Source organism: Bilophila sp. 4_1_30, assembly GCF_000224655.1.
Lineage (GTDB): Bacteria > Desulfobacterota > Desulfovibrionia > Desulfovibrionales > Desulfovibrionaceae > Bilophila > Bilophila wadsworthia.
The window spans coordinates 472435-490029 of sequence record NZ_JH114232.1 but is presented as its reverse complement, the minus strand read 5'-3'; the positions used below and the strand labels follow the sequence as shown (position 1 = coordinate 490029).

Below are 17595 nucleotides of genomic sequence, written 5' to 3'. Positions count from 1 at the left end.
TCCTCCCTTCCCCCACACCCCCATCCCTCCTCTCCCAAAGACTTTTGACGGGTGGGGAGGCCACGCAACGGGAGTTCGTTCCAATCTGAAGTTTTTTAAGGGGAGAGCGAAACAGGTCCCCTTTCCGGTTGCCATGAAAACGGCCAATCCATAGAAAAAAGCTCAGCCCTCTGCCTTACCTCAACACGTTTCATCCCCCATTCCTGCGGCAAGCCTCATGAGCGCGCCTCTCTGATCCGCTTTGCAAGAAAGTGCAATGAGTTGTGGCAGGAGGGCGATTGCTGTCGGCCTTCAGTCCATCGGAGAATATTAATTTAAAATTGAAATTTTAATTTGAATTAATGTCTAACTTCTTCTAAAGAAAGAGATACGACTGGTTGGACAATGAGTGAAAGTGCTTCCGGTTGTGCGGCGAAGCGGGAGCGCGCTAGCCTTTACCGTGAAAAATACTCCTCCTGCGGCTGTTCATAGGATACGGTCCGGCTTTCGTCCTTGCGGATCAAGGCGAAAAGGCCCTCTTGAGGCTCACGGCAAGGATGCGTTTGCATGATCACGGCATCGGCATTCCCCCGGTTCTGGAAAGCCTGTCATCAAGGGCGAGCCTGCCAAGAATGGCTCGGGCATTCCGCATAAAGCGGCAAAGCCGCGCCCGCACCGCCTCTCGTGCCGCCTCAGAAGCTGTTGCGAAGAGTTTTTACACGTTCGCTTTCTGTACTGCCGATCTATTGCGTTCTTGTTGTTCGGTTATTCACCCGTTTCCCGCTTGCCATCGGAACCAAAACCATGTGAAATGGCGGCATCAGATATCTGAGCAGAACACGCTCGTTGCGTATTGTCGACATTAGAATACAATACGTTGATACTCTATACTTTTTTATTATCATTGGGTATCTGGTTAAAAAAAGACACGATGTTATACACAGAGATAAAGGCGCCGTTCCTTTTTCTGAGCCGTTTTCCGATGGCAGTAAAGAAGCGATGCAGTCGCTTATGGAGGTTTCCGCTGTCGGCGGCCGGCTCCCCCGCAAGGCAAGGAGATCCATGATGGAAAGAAGCGTATTTCTGGGGCTGGACATTGGTTCAACCACGGCCAAACTCGCGCTCGTCGCCGCGGACGGCAAACTGCTCGAGGCGCAATACCTGCGTCATGGAGCGGCCGTCCGGCAGACGCTTTCCACCATGCTCGACCAGCTGGCCCTCAGGTATCCCGGCATGGCGGTTTCGGCGGCGATCACCGGTTCCGCGTCCCTTGGGCTCTCGGAAACCCTCGGGCTGCCGTTCGTGCAGGAAGTCGTGGCCGCCTCCCGGGCCATCGCCGTGCTTGCCCCGCAAACCGACGTGGCCGTGGAACTCGGCGGCGAAGACGCCAAGATCCTCTACCTCAGCCAGGGCATGGATCTGCGCATGAACGAAGCCTGCGCGGGCGGCACCGGGGCGTTCATCGATCAGATGGCGGCGCTGCTCCACACCGACGCCTCCGGGCTGAACGAGCTTGCCGCGAACTACACGACCCTGTACCCCATCGCTTCCCGCTGCGGGGTATTCGCCAAGACCGACGTGGTCCCTCTGCTCAACGAGGGGGCCGCACGGGAAGACCTCGCCGCCTCCATCTTTCAGGCCGTGGTCGAACAGACCATCGGCGGGCTGGCCTGCGGGAATCCCATCCGGGGCAAGGTCGCCTTCCTCGGCGGGCCGCTGCACTTTCTGCCCGAACTCCGCAAACGCTTCATCGCCACGCTCAAGCTCGCGCCCGAAGAGGTGGTGCCGTTCCCGAACGCCCAATATATGGTCGCGCTCGGCACGGCCCTGAGCCTTGTGGATCTGCCCGGCGCGGCCCGCATGGCCGACATGGAGCCCGTCACGCTGGACACGCTGGCCGAACGCGCCCGCGTGCGGGGCGATGCCGGGGATCGGACGGCCTCCCTCCCTCCGCTGTTCGACAACGAAGCCGACTACGATCTGTTCCGCGAACGCCACAGCCGGGACGCCGCCCCGCGCAAGCCGCTGGAATCCGCGTCCGGCCCGCTTTTCCTCGGCGTGGACCTCGGCTCAACGACGGTCAAGGCCGTGCTTGCCGATGCCGACGGCGCTGTCCTGACTTCATGGTATGAACGCAATCAGGGCGATCCGCTGGCGGGGCTCCTGCCTTACCTTGCCGATCTCATCGACAGCCTGCCCGAAGGCGCGTGGATCCAGTCCAGCGTAGCCACGGGCTACGGCGCGCAGCTCGCGCAGGCCGCCCTCGGCTCGCTGTCCGCCGACGTGGAAACGGTGGCCCACCTGAAAGCCGCCTGCCGCCTTGTGCCCGATGCGACGTACGTCATAGACATCGGCGGTCAGGACATGAAATGCCTCAAGGCGCGGGACGGCCTCATCGCGGGCGTGACCCTCAATGAAGCCTGCTCCGCCGGATGCGGGGCCTTCCTCGAAACGTTCGCCCGCAGCCTCAACCTGAGCATGGAGGCGTTCGTGCGCGCCGCCCTGTTCGCCCGGCATCCCGTGGATCTGGGATCGCGCTGTACCGTGTTCATGAACTCCAAGGTGAAACAGGCGCAGAAGGAAGGCGCGGACATCGGCGACATCGCCGCCGGGCTGTGCTACGCCGTGGCCCGCAACGCGCTGTACAAAGTCCTGCGCCTGCGCACGCCCGCCGAACTCGGGGACCGCGTGCTGGTGCAGGGGGGCTCGTTTTTGAACGATGCCCTGCTGCGGGTCATGGAGCGGCTCCTTGACCATCATGTCTGCCGCCCCGACATCGCCGGGCTCATGGGGGCCTACGGCGCGGCCCTGCTCGCCCGCAGCCGCACGCCGGACGGCGCGCCCCCCACACCCCTGACGTCGGCGTCCCTGCGCTCCCTCAATATTTCCGCCAAAACCCTGCGCTGCAAGGGATGCGGCAACCACTGCCTGCTCACGGTCAACCGCTTTTCCAACGGCCGGAAACTCGTGTCCGGCAACCGCTGCGAACGCGGCGCTTCCGGCGGCGAAGCGGCCCGCCCGTCCATGCCCAACCTGTACGCGTGGAAGGAACGCCGCCTGTTCGGATACGAACCGCTCCCGCAGGATGGCGCCCCGCGCGGGCGCATCGGCATCCCCCGCGTGCTCAATATGTACGAGCATTACCCGTTCTGGTTCACGCTGTTCACGGAATTGGGCTACCGCGTGGAGCTGTCCCCGCCGTCGGGCAAGGAGCTTTTCGATCTCGGCCTGTCGTCCATGCCCTCGCAAACGGTCTGCTACCCCGCCAAGCTCGCGCACGGGCACATCGCCTCGCTCCTGCGCAAGGGGCTCAAGCGCATCTTTTTCCCCTGCCTGCCGCGCGAGCGCCGGGAGAGCAAAGACGCCGCGGACGGCTACAACTGTCCGGTGGTGGCCGGGTACCCGGAAGTCATCCGCCTGAATACGGACGAACTGCTGGAACAGGACTGCACCCTGTACACGCCGTTCGTGTCGCTGGAACATCCCGACACGCTCGTTGCCGTGCTGCATGGCCTGTTCGGCATTCCGAAAAAGGAACTCCGCGCAGCCGTACGCGTCGCCGCCCTCGAACAGGAAGCCTACCGCACCGAGCTCCGGGCCGAAGGCGAACGGGTGCTTGCCGAGCTCGAACGCACCGGCAGGCTCGGCATCGTGCTGTCCGGGCGGCCTTACCATGCCGATCCGGCGGTCCATCACGGTCTGCCCGAACTCGTCGCCTCCCTCGGCGCCGCCGTGCTCAGCGAGGACAGTGTGGCGCACCTCGGGCATCCCGCCGAACCGCTCCGGGTCGTGGACCAGTGGACCTATCATTCCCGTCTGTACCGGGCCACCGCGCTGGTATGCACGCGCCCCAACCTTGAGCTGGTGCAGCTGACCTCGTTCGGCTGCGGCCTCGACGCCATTACCGCCGATCAGGTGTCGGAACTCCTTACCAGCGCCGGAAAGCTGCATACGCTCATCAAGATCGATGAGGGCGCGTCCCTCGGCGCGGCCCGCATCCGTATCCGCTCCCTGCTCGCCGCCGTGGAGGAGCGGCGCGGTACGCCGCCCACTCCCCGGCCCGCCGCTTCCGCCTTCCGCCCGGTGTTCACCAGGCCGATGCGCCAGACGCACACCATCCTTGCCCCACAGATGTCCCCCCTGCACTTCGACATCATCGGCAAGGCCATTTCCAGCGCGGGCTACAATCTGGAAATCCTGCCCACGGTCAGCCGCGAGGCCATCGAAACCGGGCTCAACTACGTGCACAACGACGCCTGCTACCCCGCCATCGTGGTCATCGGGCAACTTATCGACGCCCTGCAAAGCGGACGGTGCGATCCCAAGCGTACGGCCCTTATGCTGGCGCAGACCTGCGGCCCCTGCCGGGCGACCAACTATCCGGCGCTGCTCCGCAAAGCCCTGTGCGAGGCCGGGTTCGGGGATGTGCCCGTCCTGACCCTGAGCGGGGGTTCCCTGAACAACCAGCCCGGATTCGCCATCTCCGTGCGCCTGCTGCACCGGCTCATCCTGAGCTGCCTCTACGGGGACATGCTCCAGCGCGTCTCGCTGTCCACCCGCGCCCATGAGCGCAACGCCGGGGATACGGACGATCTGCTGGCCCACTGGATGAACCGCGTAAAGTTCAGCGCTGCGCGGGGCGACAGCTCCCTGTTCAAGTCGCACATGCGGAGCATCGTGCGGGACTTCTCGGCCATCCGCCAGAACCACGCGCCCTTGCCCCGCGTGGGCATCGTGGGGGAAATCCTGCTCAAGTACCATCCGGACGCCAACAATCAGGTCATCCGCCACATTACGGAAGAAGGCGGTGAGCCCGTCCTGACCGATCTCATGGACTTTTTCCTCTATTGCCTGCTCGATCCCGTCTATCTGTGGCGGCACATGGGCGGAAAGGCATTCCCTGCCTTCAGCAACTGGCTGCTCATCAAGCGCATCGAATCCCTGCGCGACGCCATGCGCCGGGTGCTCGAAGGCAGCCGGTTCCTCCCCGTTTCCCGCATTGCGGATCTGGCCCGCAGCGTGCACGGCATCGTCTCCACGGGCAATCAGGCCGGGGAAGGCTGGCTGCTCACGGCGGAAATGCTGGAACTCATCGACCACGGGGTGGGCAACGTCCTGTGCCTCCAGCCGTTCGGCTGCCTGCCCAACCACATTACGGGCAAGGGCGTGCTCAAGGAATTGAAGCGCATCCGGCCCCACGCCAACCTCATGGCGGTGGACTACGATCCCGGCAGCAGCGAGGCGAACCAGCTCAACCGGATCAAGCTGTTCATGACCGTGGCCCACAGCCGCATCCCGCAGGAGGCGCAGGGCGATCACGCGCCCGCCAGCCTCAACGAATCCGTCGCCCAGCTCGCCGGGCGTCTCCGCGACAACCTCAAGGGCAAGCTCGAAAACACCATCAGTGGAAGTGGCAACAGCGGTGACGAAGTGACGAACCTGGCGTGAGCGGGAAAGCAGGAAGCATTGTGGAAGGGAGAGGAACCTTTCTGAAGAAAGCTCCTCCCTTCCACAAACCTGCCGCCCATGCCTGTAGTCCCAAGACCACATTATAAAGGGACACGCCCGGTTGCGGCAGTACAATGCCGTAACCGGATGTGCCCCTTTTGTTGTCCTGAAATGGCCGGGTGCGGGCCGTCTAGTCCGTCCGGCTCCCTCTGGCAAACAGGTTTGCCGGCGGGGTCGGATGCCCCATCGGATATGGGCGAAGCCGGACGCGGCAAATAATCGCTCTAAAAATATTATTTTATTTAGTTCCGGAAGATTATATACTGTTTGTCTGAACAGCCAAACACTCCCCTCTCAAGCCGGTCTTGTGAAATCCGCCAAAATCGCGTAAGGGTGCAGACGGCGTATGATTTTCAGGTTCGGAGGCACTCGACGAAACAGGCGGGCCGCAACCTTTCGGGGCGGACGCTTGTTTTTGATTATGCAGCGCAGGAGAACCAAATCCCCTTCTTAACCTTGATGTGAGCAAGCATGAGCACTGAAGACATCATCTCGGCTCGGCGCGACGCGGCTATCCAAAAATGGACCGAAGCCGTGTTCGCCATGTATCCTTTTGAAACCACCGGTTTCATTCGGACGCAACGCGATCAGTTCGCCAATCCCGTCGGCCACGCCACCCGCGCCGCCGGGGAACAGATCTACGACGCCGTAACGGGCCGGGATGTCGACATGGAGAAAGTGCACGCCTCTGTGGCGGCACTGATCCGTATCCGCGCGGTGCAGGACCTCAAGCCCGAACAGGCTGTCGGCGTGCTGTACCTGTACAAGCCCGTGCTTCGTGAACTGCTCCTTGCGGACATGCTGGCCGCCGGGGATGTCCAGGGGTTCCTGGACATGGGGGATCGTTTGGACACGCTCTGCCTCATGGCCTTCAACCTGTACCTTGCGGATCGGGAGCAGGTCTACGCCGAGCGTGTGGCCCAACAGCGCAGGGAGGCGTCTCAGATCAGGCGCTGGGCGGCCAGACATGGCCTGGTGGAAAATCAGGACGGGGAATAGGCCCTGTTTCCTGTTTCCCTTTCGGAATCCTTTTTATTGTGGTTACGGATTTGGATATGTCAAACTTTAAGCCTGGAGTGAGGTAGGGAATGATAGTTTCACTCGTGGCAGTCCTGCTCATCGGAGCCATCGCCTGGTCGGGGGCGGTCGCCGGATTCCAGTCTCTGCTGGGTGTGGCGCTGCCTCTGTTGGCCGCGGTTGTCTTCGTCTGCGGGATCATCTGGCGCATCACCTGCTGGTGGGCGAAATCGCCCGTGCCCTTCGCCATCCCCACTACGGGTGGTCAAGAGCGTTCCTTGGACTGGATCAAGCCGAACCGCCTCGACACGCCCATGAGCAACGCCGCTGTCGTAGGCCGTATGATCCTCGAAGTGCTGTTGTTCCGTTCGCTGTTCCGCAACACCTCTGCGGAAGTCAGCTCCGTGGGGCCGCGCGTCACCTATTTCTCCTCCAAATGGCTGTGGGTCTTCGCGCTGACCTTCCACTACTGTTTCCTGGTCATCTTCATCAGGCACTTCCGGTTCTTCATCGAACCCATCCCGGTCTGCCTCACCTGGCTCGAATTCGTCGACGGCATCATGCAGATGGGCGTGCCGCGCCTGTTCATGACCGACATGCTCATCGTGGTGGCCGTCCTGTTCCTCTTCGGCCGTCGCCTGGCGAACCCGAAAGTGCGCTATATCTCCCTCGCCAACGACTATTTCCCGCTGTTCCTCATCATGGGCATCGTCGGCACCGGCATCTGTATGCGCTACTTCGACAAGGTCGACGTTGCACAGGCCAAGGTGTTCATCATGGGTGTCCTGCACTTCACGCCGCAGTCCGCCGTGGGCCTGAACCCACTGTTCTTCACCCACGTCGCGCTCGTCAGCGTGCTGCTCATCTACTTCCCCTTCAGCAAGCTGATGCACATGGGCGGCATTTTCATGTCCCCCACCCGCAACATGCGCTGCAACACGCGTGAAGTCCGCCACGTCAATCCTTGGAACAACCCGAACGCCCCTTACCGCACCTATGCGGAATATGAGGACGACTTCCGTGATCTGATGGCTGAGGCTGGCCTGCCCCTGGAAAAGCAGCCCGAAGACGTTGAACCCGCGGCCCCGGCCCCGTCCAAGTAAGGAGTTTCCCTAATGGCCAAAATGCCAAAACCGGAAGAAATGATCGCCTCCCGTGCGAGTTTCCCCGAAAAGAGCTGGATGGACGTCAAGACCGAGATCAAGGCCGGCATGTACGCCTATCCCGCCAAAGTGGATATCATGGAAGGGCTGCACATGCCTCATCCCCATGCGTGGCAGCCTGAGGAAGAGGATTGGCACCTGCCCGAAAACTGGGAAGAAATCATCTATAAGGCCTTGAAGGAACGTCTTGCCAAGCACCGTTCCCTCAAGATCTTCATGGATACCTGCGTGCGTTGCGGCGCCTGCGCCGACAAATGCCACTTCTTCCTCGGCACCAACGATCCGAAGAATATGCCCGTGCTGCGCGCGGAATTGCTCCGTTCCGTGTACCGCCGCGACTTCACCACCGCCGGGCGTCTCCTCGGCAAGGTTGCGGGCGCCCGCAAGCTGACCACGGACGTCATCAAAGAGTGGTTCACCTACTTCTACCAGTGCACCGAATGCCGCCGCTGCTCGCTGTTCTGCCCCTACGGCATCGATACCGCCGAAATCACGGCTATCGTCCGCGAACTGCTGCATGAGCTCGGCCTCGGCATCAACTGGATCATGGAACCGGTGTCCAACTGTAACCGCACCGGCAACCACCTCGGCATCCAGCCCCACGCCTTCAAGGAAATCGTTGAATTCCTCTGCGAAGATATCGAAACCATCACCGGTATCCATATCGATCCGCCTTTCAACGAGAAGGGGCACGAGATCCTCTTCATCACGCCTTCCGGCGACGTGTTCGCGGAACCCGGCATCTACACCTTCATGGGATACCTGATGCTGTTCCACGAGCTTGGGCTGGACTACACCCTGTCCACCTACGCTTCCGAAGGCGGCAACTTCGGCTCCTTCGTGTCCTTCGACATGGCGAAGAAGCTGAACGCCAAGATGTACGCGGAAGCCAAGCGCCTCGGCTCCAAATGGATCCTCGGCGGCGAATGCGGCCACATGTGGCGCGTCATCAACCAGTACATGGCGACCTACAACGGCCCCGCGCCCGAAGGCATGATGGACGTTCCCACGTCCCCCATCACCGGCACGCGCTTTGAAAACGCCCGCGCCACCAAGATGGTGCACATCGCCGAGTTCACGGCCGACCTGATTCACCACAACAAGCTGAATCTCCGCCCCGAACGCAACACCGGCATCATCACCACCTTCCACGACTCCTGCAACCCGGCCCGCGCCATGGGTATGCTCGAAGAGCCCCGCGCCGTCCTGCGCGCCGTCTGCCCCGAATTCGTGGAAATGCCCCCGCACACCATCCGGGAAGAAACCTTCTGCTGCGGTTCCGGTTCCGGCCTCAACACCGAGGAAATCATGGAACTGCGCCTGCGCGCCGGTTTCCCCCGCGGGAACGCCCTCCGCTACGTGCAGGAAAAGAACGGCGTCAACTGGATGTCCTGCGTCTGCGCCATCGACCGCGCCACGCTGCCGCCTCTCGCCAACTACTGGGCGCCTGGCGTCACCGTCAGCGGCCTGCACGAGCTGGTCGCCAACGCGCTGGTCATGAAGGGCGAACAGCCCCGTACCATGAACCTGCGTCAGGAAGACCTCGAATGCCCCGACCCCGAGCCGGAGGAAGAGGCCGTTGAAGAGCTCGCCGCTTCTGCCGAGGAGGACAATTAAACCATGTATAATGCCAAATACATCATCCCCGGCGTCCTGATCGCCGTAGTGGCGTTCACCTCGCCCTTCTGGCTGAACCTCGGCGGCAAGACCTACGTCTACCCCGAAGTCGCCCTGCCCACGGGCGAAGGCAAGGACAAGTGCATCGAGTCCAAGGAATGGATGCGTGCCGAACACATGGCCCTGCTGAACACCTGGCGCGATGAAGCCATCCGCGAAGGCAAGCGCGAATACGTCGCCACCGATGGCCGCAAGTGGGTCATCAGCCTTCAGGATACGTGCATGGCCTGCCATACGAACAAGGCCGACTTCTGCGACAAGTGCCACAACAGCAACAACGTTGATCCGTATTGCTGGACCTGCCACATCGCGCCGAGGGGGAACAACTAATGAAAAGCAGAAGAGACTTTCTGAAGATAGCCGGTCTCTCCGCCTTTGCGCTGGGCACGGCTTCCGCCCTGACCCTCGCAACCGGGAGCAAGGCCAGCGCCCTCCCGGCGGGCACCGCGCCCGCCAAGGGCAGCTACACCAACGAACCTGATGCCCTGCACGCCAAACGCTGGGCCATGGTCATCGACACCCGCAAGTTCACCTCGCCGGAACACTTCCAGCGCGTGATCGACGCGTGCCACCATGCCCACAACGTGCCCACCATCCCCGGCAATCAGGACATCAAATGGCTCTGGACGGACAAGTACGCCCACGTTTTCCCTGACGACGTGAACGCCTACATGCCCGAAAAGTTCCTGCACGGCGATTTTCTCCTGCTGTGCAACCACTGCGAAAACCCGCCTTGCGTGCGCGTGTGCCCGACGAAGGCCACCTTCAAGCGTGAAGACGGCATCGTGGTCATGGACCCGCACCGCTGCATCGGCTGCCGCTATTGCATGGCCGGCTGCCCGTTCGGAGCCCGCAGCTTCAACTTCCGCGATCCGCAGCCCTACGTGAAGGACGTGAACCCCGAGTTCCCCATGCGTACCCGCGGCGTGGTTGAAAAGTGCACGTTCTGCACCGAACGTCTGGCGCAGGGCAAGCTCCCCGCCTGTGTGGAAGCCTCCGAAGGCGCGATGATCTTCGGCGACCTGAACGATCCGGATTCGCCCGTGCGTCAGGCTCTGTCGAAGAACTTCACCATCCGCCGCAAACCCACTCTGGGCACCCAGCCCGGCGTGTACTACATCATCTAGGAGGCCGCCATGCTCGAACTGATTCTCAAAGGCCGGCCGCGTTTCTACTTGTGGCTCTGCTTCCTTGGAGCCATCATCGGCCTGGCCTTCGTCGTGTATCTCTTCCAGCTGAACATGGGCCTGACCCTCACGGGCCTGAGCCGCGACGTGTCCTGGGGGCTGTACATCGCCCAGCTCACCTACTTCGTCGGCGTGGCCGCCGGCGCGGTGATGCTCGTTCTGCCTGCCTACTTCCATCATTATGAGAAGTTCAAGCGGATCATCATCTTCGGCGAATTCATGGCCGTGGGCGCCGTGCTCATGTGCATGTTGTTCGTCGTGGTCGACCTTGGGCAGCCTCAGCGTATGCTCAACGTGATGCTGCATCCCACGCCGAATTCGATCCTGTTCTGGGACATGCTGGTCCTTTGCGTCTATCTCGTCCTGAACCTGATCATCGGCTGGGTCACCCTTGAAGCCGCCCGCAACGATGTGATGCCTCCGAAGTGGATCAAGGTCCTCATCTACATCTCCATCATCTGGGCCTTCTCCATCCACACCGTCACAGGTTTCCTGTACGCCGGCGTCCCGGGCCGCCACTACTGGCTCACCGCCATCATGGCCGCCCGCTTCCTCGCCTCCGCGTTCTGCTCCGGACCGGCCATCCTGCTGCTGCTCATGATGATCGTGCGCCGCGTGACCGGTTTCGAGCCCGGCCGCGAAGCCACCAAGACCCTGTCCACCATCATCACCTATGCGATGTGCGTGAACGTGTTCTTCTACCTGCTGGAACTCTTCACCGCGTTCTACAGCGGCATCCCCGGACACCAGCATTCCATCCTGTACCTCTTCGTGGGGCATGATGGCCACATGGCGTGGATCAACAGCTGGATGTGGACGGCGGTGGTCTTCGCCGCGCTGTCCCTGCTCATGCTGATCCCCCCGGCACTGCGCTACAACGACAAGATCCTGCCCTGGGCCCTTGTCCTGCTCGTGATTGCCTCGTGGATCGACAAGAGCCTCGGCCTGCTCATCGGCGGTTTCGTGCCCAACATGTTTGAAACCGTCACCGAGTACACCCCGACGATTCCTGAAATCGTCATCACGATCGGCGTCTACGCCATCGGAGCTCTCGTCGTCTCCCTGTTCTGGAAGATCGCCATCGACGTGAAGAAAGAAAACGGAACGTTCGCGTTGAAGGGCAATTAAGCCTTGAAGAGGGGAGGGGAAACCTTCTGAAGAAGGACTTTCCCTCCATCCCCAAGCCTCCCTCTCCCAAGTTTGGGTGAAGGTGGATGTTCCAAAGCCCCTGTGCGGAAATCGCGCAGGGGCTTTTCATTTGGAAAAAGAGGGTTCTCACCCGCTTGCCAAGGATGCGGGGCTTTGACATTCTAGAGTGCGTTGTTGGGCAAAAACGTTTCCTCCCCGGTTTTTCGCGCGGGAAACGCCCGGCGGCGCCCCCGCCTGATTTCAATCGAAAAGGAAAAGCCGATGAATTTCACGTTTCAGCGCAATCCCGAACGGCTTCTGGATCTGTGCGGCATGCCCTCCATCCGGGACAGACGGCAGGAAAAACTTTTCATGGAAAAAGCGGCGGCCCTCGACGCGCAGGATCTGCGGCCTCTGGTTCTGGTCATCGGCGGCTTCCTCGATCAGGTCCTCGGGAACAGCTATGCCGTCAGCGCCCGCTATCCCGCCGATCTGCGCGCCAGACACGACGTCTGGTTCCGCGAGCACTACGAAAGCCGCAAGATGCGCGACATCGTGAACCTCTACGCCTCCAAAGGCCATTCCGTGGCTCTTGTCGGGCACAGCTGGGGCGGGGACGCGGCGGTCAACCTCGTCGCCCGCAAGCTCGACGCGCCCATCGATCTGCTGATCAGCCTCGACCCCGTATCGCGCAAGGGAGCGCCCCGCCGGAAAATCCCCAACGTCCGCCACTGGCTGAACATCCACATCGATTACAGCCAGAGCACCTGGCTCGACATCCCCAATCTCGTGGCCCGCATCGGCGGCCCGTGGGAAGCCGCGAAAAACGCCGACGTGAACGTCTCCTGCCCCCCAGACATGACCCATGCGTGGGCATGGGGGATGTTCGAGCGCTACGGTGAAAAAGTCCTGCGGGAACGCGCCGAAGGCTGGAAGTAAAAAAAAAATTGGGGAGGGGAACGGGAAACTTCTTGTAGAAAGTTTCCCGTTCCCCTCCCCAAACCCGCCAGCGCGGCCCGCGCCTCCCCTTTCCCTTCAAGCACTTTTACGCTTATCGAATCCCTGCCGACGGGCTTGGGAAAACCGAATGTTGAGGCATTGGAGGATGGAGGTTGCTGGCTTCCGAATGTTTTTCTCAAAAGTTACATGTAATTTTCATGAGATGGCAAGAGTATTCAAAGTTTACCCCCCTTGGAGGGCTGTTACCCCTTGAATACCCGGGCGGAGGCGAGCGATTGCGTGGTGGGCATGACTTCGACCTGTGAGACGTTCACATGCGCGGGGCGGGAAACGACCCACCAGATGGTGTCGGCGATGTCCTCGGGCCGGAGCGGGTACGCGTTCTCGTAGAGCGTATCGAAGCGCGATTCGTCGCCCTTGAAACGGACATTGGAGAATTCAGATTCGAGCAAACCGGGCTCGACGTCGGTCACGCGAACGCCGGTCCCGTGCAGGTCGCAGCGCAAGCCCCGTGAGAACTGGAGCACGAAGCCCTTGCTCGCGCCGTACACGTTGCTGCCGGGGTAGGCATAGGTCCCGGCGATGGAACCGAGGTTCACCACATGCCCGGAATGGCGCTCCACCATACCGGGCAGCGCCGCGCGCGTGCAGTACAGCAGACCCTTGATGTTCGTATCCACCATCGTATCCCAATCGTCGAGCGAACACGCCTGAGCCGGCTCCAAGCCAAGGGCCAGCCCCGCATTGTTCACGAGGACGTCAGGCGCGCCGAAACGCTCCTTTGCCTCGGAGAAAACGTGTTCGACAGCCGCCTTGTCCCGCACATCCAGCTTGAAGCAGTGCACGCTGCCGGGATGCGCGTCTTGCAACTCCTGCAAGCGTTCCTCGCGGCGGGCCATCGCAACGACGGTCCAGCCTTCCTCAATAAAACGTTCGGCGGTGGCCCGGCCGATTCCCGACGTAGCTCCGGTGATATACGCGACTGGCATGGAAAACTCCTTTGATGACAAGGTGATGTTCCAGAGCGGATTACCTTTGAAAACATCGCGTTTCAGAGGTCCATTCCGCCAAGAATCGTTGTTTTCGGCGGAACCTGTGCCGCATTGGCGCGCACTGAACGTGCGTCCGGCGTTGGGGCGTTGCACACGTGCTCTAAGAACGGAATGTCCATACAAAAAAAGCCGGTCCTTTCTGCCTACAGAAAACGGAACGGCCGGTCAACGCCGGACGCTTTCCGGCTTTTCCGCCTTCATGGATCTGCTTTTCCGCCGCCCGCCTTTTCTCCCCATCCGCACAACACAGGAAAAAACGTGGACAGGGATTCGGCAAGCCCAAAAGTATTTTGGAGGGGCGGGGGACTTTTCTGAGGAAAAGTCCCCCGCCCCTCCAGTTCAATCAATCGTCCATAACCCGCTTCGTCTTCCAGCGGTTGTGCATCCAGAACCATTGATCGGGCGCGCGGCGGACCATGCGCTCATTGGCCTCCGTATAAAATGTGGCGACCGTAAGCGCTTTTTCCTCAGCATCACCTTCAAGGAGGGCCGTGTCCAGCGGCTCCTCTATAATAATACGATACCGATCCCCGTCGCGGATCAACGCGATGGGCCAGACCAAGGCCTTGGCCCGGACGGCAAGGACGGCGGGCCCTTTGTTGACGGCGGCCTCCTCGCCAAGGAACGGCAGGAAAAACGCTTCGCTTCGGCTGGTATTGTGATCCGCGAGAAACGCCGCGTACCCGTTCTTCCGGAGTGCCCGCAATACGGGAAAAGCCGCTTCCCGGTGCCCGATGACGTCCGCCCCATGAGAAGAGCGCAGCCGCGTGGTGATGTAATCCATCAGCTTGTTTTTATACGTCCGCACGACCGTCAGGCGCGGATGGTCGGATACATCCCCAAGCAGGCTGGCCAACAGCTCCCAAGCCCCGAGATGTGCCGTTGTTATCACGCTGGGGCGCTCTCCTCGTTTGAGACGCTCCAGCAGATCCGGGCGTTCCACGTCGAGCAAGGGATGGGACAAGCCGAATTCGGGAACAAGGACCGACTCAAGGAACGAACGGGCGTTGTGCGTGAAGCTGGCCCGTGCCAGCGACTCCGCCGTTGCCTGCGAAAGTTCAAGGTGCCGTGCTATGCTCTCCGTGGCGAGACGGCGGCGCTTGGGCAGGCATGTCCAGAGCAGGGAGCCAAGCCCCCTGGCAAGCGAACGGATACGGGAAAAGCCGAGTTTGCCGAGCAGAAGGGCGAAGCCATAACCCACCCGGCACATGGCCCAGGAAAACATCTGGGAAAGCTGGAGGAGCAATGAAGGGGAAGGCGGCAGTTCGGGCGCTTTCAGGGCACCAAGCTTTTCCTCAAGGCGGCGGCACTCGCGCGCTACGGCTTCGGGATCGCGGATATCGCATTCGACGCGGTAGGCGTCGGCGCACACCATCGAAACCCGGCTGAACGGCAAAGGAAGCTGGAAACGATCCCAGCTTTTGAAGACCTTGCGCCGTTCCATGAACAGACGGATGGGCACGATGGGCGCGTCCGCACGGGCGGCGAGGAATATCGCGCCTTCCTTGACTTCATGGCGCGGGCCGCGCGGGCCGTCCACGGTCACGCAGCCGCAGATCCCGGACTCGCGCATCCGGCGGGCGGCGGCAAGAAGGGCCTTCACCCCGCCCCGGGAGCTGGACCCCCGGGCCGTTTCAAGGCCCATGCGTTCCAGCACCCCGGCGAGGAGGTCGCCGTCGTCGCTCTGGCTGACCAACGCAATGATGTTGAGCCGGCGTTTCAGGTAAATCAGGGGAAAGAGTTCGTCATGCCACAGCGACAGGACCACGGGACGGCCCTGATCGGTCGTGTTTTCGATGGCGGCGCGGTTGATTTCGGTATAGCGCAGCGAGCGGCACCACAGGCGGTACAGCCAATAGACGGGCGCGGAAAAGGCTCCGAGCAACGATTTTCCAGAATGAGGCATCAGGACTCCACAAGATCGGTTTCACAGCCACAGATATTTTCGTGCGCGCGGAACTGCATGTTGTACAGGCGGGTATACAGTTCGCAACGCCCAAGCAATGCCTCGTGCCGCCCGATGTCGACGATGCGCCCGCATTCCATGACCACGATGCGATCCGCTTCCAGAATGGTGGAAAGCCGGTGCGCGATGATAAGGCTGGTGCGGTTGAGCATGAGATTGTCGAGGGCCTTCTGAACCATGTGTTCGGATTCGGAATCAAGGGCGCTGGTGGCCTCGTCCAGAATGAGCAGAGGCGCATCCTTGAGCAGGGCGCGGGCAATGGTCAGGCGCTGTTTCTGGCCGCCGGAAAGACGCACGCCGCGTTCTCCGATGGGCGTTTCGTACCCCTCGGGCAGCTCGCGGATGAAGCCGTCGGCATAGGCGGCCACGGCTGCGGAACGCACGCGATCCATGTCCAGCTCCGAGGACAGGTCACGCCCGTAAGCGATGTTTTCGGCAATGGTCATGTCGAACAGGAAGGCATCCTGCGACACCATTGATACGGAACGCCGCAGGGACGCCAGCGAGTACTCCTTGAGCGGCTTGCCGTTCAGAAGGATCTCGCCGCGCTGCGGATCATAGAAGCGGGGGATCAGGTTGACGAGCGTAGTCTTGCCCGCGCCGGAAGGCCCCACGAAGGCGATGCGCTCCCCGGCCTTTACCGTAAGCGAAACGCCCCGGAGCGCGGGCGTGCTCTCATCGCCGTAGTGCAGGCTCACGTCACGGAAGGTCAGCTCGCGGAAAGGCTCGTCCAGCGGCAGCGTGCCTCCGCGTTCGGTCTTGAGGGCAGGATCGTCGAGGATGGCGAACACGCGCTCGGCCCCGGCAAGGGCGTTCTGCACGTTCATGTTCGCGCCGTTCAGACTCTTGAAGGGCGTATACAGCATGGCAAGCGCGCCCATGAAGGCGAAGAACGTGCCCGGCGTCATATCGCCCTGGATGACCTCGCGGCCGCCGTACCAGATCACCAGCCCGATGCCGATCGCACCGATGAGTTCCATCACCGGGGACGACAGCTCGGACACGCAGGACTGGCGGAAGTTGATGTTGATGATCCGGGCGTTTTCCTTGTTGAAGCGCCCCGTTTCCTGCTTTTCGGTCGCGAAGGCCTTGATGACCCGGATACCGCTGAGCAGTTCCTGCAACATGCTGGAGATACTGGCGTTCACCTCGGCATTCTTGCGCCCGTACCGCCGCAGGGCCCGGCTGAACAGCGACAGCGGGAACCCGGCGACGGGCAGGACGATGATGGCCCAGCACGCCAGTTCGAAATTCTGTTGGAACACCACGTACAGCAGGCTGATCATGGTGATCACCTGCCGGATGATCTGTATGAACGCGGGCAGGCTCTGCCGGATCATGCCCACGTCGTTGATGACGCGCGACATGAGCGCCCCGACCTGCGATTCCTCATAGAAATGCAGGGGCAGGGTGATGATTTTCTGAAATAATTCCTGCCGCATGGTTTCCAGCACGTGCAGCGCGCTGTAATGCATACACCAGTTTTGCAGGTAGCGCCCGGCACCTTTCAGGGCCGTCAGTACGATGAAGGCCAGCGGCACATACAGAAGGGCCGTGCCGTCCTGCCGGATGAAGATATCGTCGAGCGCGGGTTTGATCAGCCATGCCGTGCCGGCCGTAGTCCCGGAAACGACGGCGGAAGCCAACAGCGCGACGACCATGGCCCATTTGTAGGGGAGGAAATACCGGAACACCCGCAGAGCCAGCCGGAGTTCTTTCCTGCGGCGCTCGGAGCGTTGCTCCTTGGTCTCTTTCTTTTTACTCATTCGCATATTCCTTGACGAAAGGGCATCCTAGCCCACATTATCGGCAAGCGCCAGCGGAGAATCCCGGCCGGAAACGGCCCCGCGCACGCGCGCTCAGGAGTATCATGGAAAAGACCGTACGAATCAACAAAGCGCTGGCGGACGCCGGCGTCTGTTCCCGCCGCCGGGCCGACGAGCTCATCGCCGCCGGGC

Annotated in this window: 11 protein-coding genes and 1 pseudogene; 9 read left to right on the top strand and 3 right to left on the bottom strand. The window is 61.5% G+C overall.

Annotated elements, in window-relative coordinates:
- Positions 1-1044: 1044 nt before the first annotated feature.
- From HMPREF0178_RS08860 to HMPREF0178_RS08825, 8 genes are all read left to right on the top strand, one after another.
- A complete protein-coding gene (locus HMPREF0178_RS08860) occupies positions 1045-5427 on the top strand; it encodes an acyl-CoA dehydratase activase-related protein (RefSeq protein ID WP_009380254.1) in 4383 nt (1460 codons plus the stop codon).
- 531 nt (positions 5428-5958) lie between these two features.
- Positions 5959-6486, top strand: coding sequence for an RsbRD N-terminal domain-containing protein (locus tag HMPREF0178_RS08855; protein ID WP_009380251.1), 528 nt, complete (start codon positions 5959-5961; stop codon positions 6484-6486).
- Between the two features lie 89 nt (positions 6487-6575).
- A complete protein-coding gene (gene dsrM / locus HMPREF0178_RS08850; protein WP_009380250.1) occupies positions 6576-7607 on the top strand; it encodes a sulfate reduction electron transfer complex DsrMKJOP subunit DsrM in 1032 nt (343 codons plus the stop codon).
- Between the two features lie 12 nt (positions 7608-7619).
- Entirely contained in the window at positions 7620-9284 is a 1665-nt protein-coding gene (gene dsrK / locus HMPREF0178_RS08845) for a sulfate reduction electron transfer complex DsrMKJOP subunit DsrK (protein ID WP_009380248.1), read from the top strand.
- 3 nt (positions 9285-9287) lie between these two features.
- Entirely contained in the window at positions 9288-9674 is a 387-nt protein-coding gene (gene dsrJ / locus HMPREF0178_RS08840; protein ID WP_005028189.1) for a sulfate reduction electron transfer complex DsrMKJOP subunit DsrJ, read from the top strand.
- The gene (gene dsrO, locus HMPREF0178_RS08835; protein WP_009380245.1) at positions 9674-10471 is read left to right on the top strand and encodes a sulfate reduction electron transfer complex DsrMKJOP subunit DsrO; all 798 of its coding nucleotides are present in this window, start codon (positions 9674-9676) and stop codon (positions 10469-10471) included. The genes dsrJ and dsrO overlap by 1 nt, the downstream gene beginning before the upstream one ends.
- Positions 10472-10480: 9 nt before the next feature.
- Entirely contained in the window at positions 10481-11659 is a 1179-nt protein-coding gene (gene dsrP, locus HMPREF0178_RS08830) for a sulfate reduction electron transfer complex DsrMKJOP subunit DsrP (RefSeq protein ID WP_009380243.1), read from the top strand.
- A 282-nt stretch (positions 11660-11941) separates the two neighbouring features.
- Positions 11942-12598 (top strand): alpha/beta hydrolase, encoded by a 657-nt coding sequence (locus HMPREF0178_RS08825; RefSeq protein WP_009380241.1) that lies wholly within the window; start codon positions 11942-11944, stop codon positions 12596-12598.
- 263 nt (positions 12599-12861) lie between these two features.
- On the opposite strand, the gene HMPREF0178_RS08820 is transcribed toward HMPREF0178_RS08825, so the two are convergent.
- From HMPREF0178_RS08820 to HMPREF0178_RS08810, 3 genes are all read right to left on the bottom strand, one after another.
- Complete coding sequence (locus tag HMPREF0178_RS08820; protein WP_009380239.1) at positions 12862-13608, bottom strand: SDR family oxidoreductase; 747 nt, start codon at positions 13606-13608, stop codon at positions 12862-12864.
- A 406-nt stretch (positions 13609-14014) separates the two neighbouring features.
- The gene (locus HMPREF0178_RS08815; protein ID WP_009380237.1) at positions 14015-15577 is read right to left on the bottom strand and encodes a DUF374 domain-containing protein; all 1563 of its coding nucleotides are present in this window, start codon (positions 15575-15577) and stop codon (positions 14015-14017) included.
- Positions 15577-17403 carry an ABC transporter ATP-binding protein gene (locus HMPREF0178_RS08810; RefSeq protein ID WP_009380235.1) on the bottom strand — a complete coding sequence of 609 codons (1827 nt, stop codon included), beginning with the start codon at positions 17401-17403 and terminating at the stop codon, positions 15577-15579. Before HMPREF0178_RS08810 ends, HMPREF0178_RS08815 begins: the two co-directional genes overlap by 1 nt.
- A 104-nt stretch (positions 17404-17507) precedes the next feature.
- Between HMPREF0178_RS08810 and HMPREF0178_RS23040 the strand changes: the two are divergent.
- Positions 17508-17595: pseudogene (locus HMPREF0178_RS23040) on the top strand (pseudouridine synthase); the annotation flags it as partial.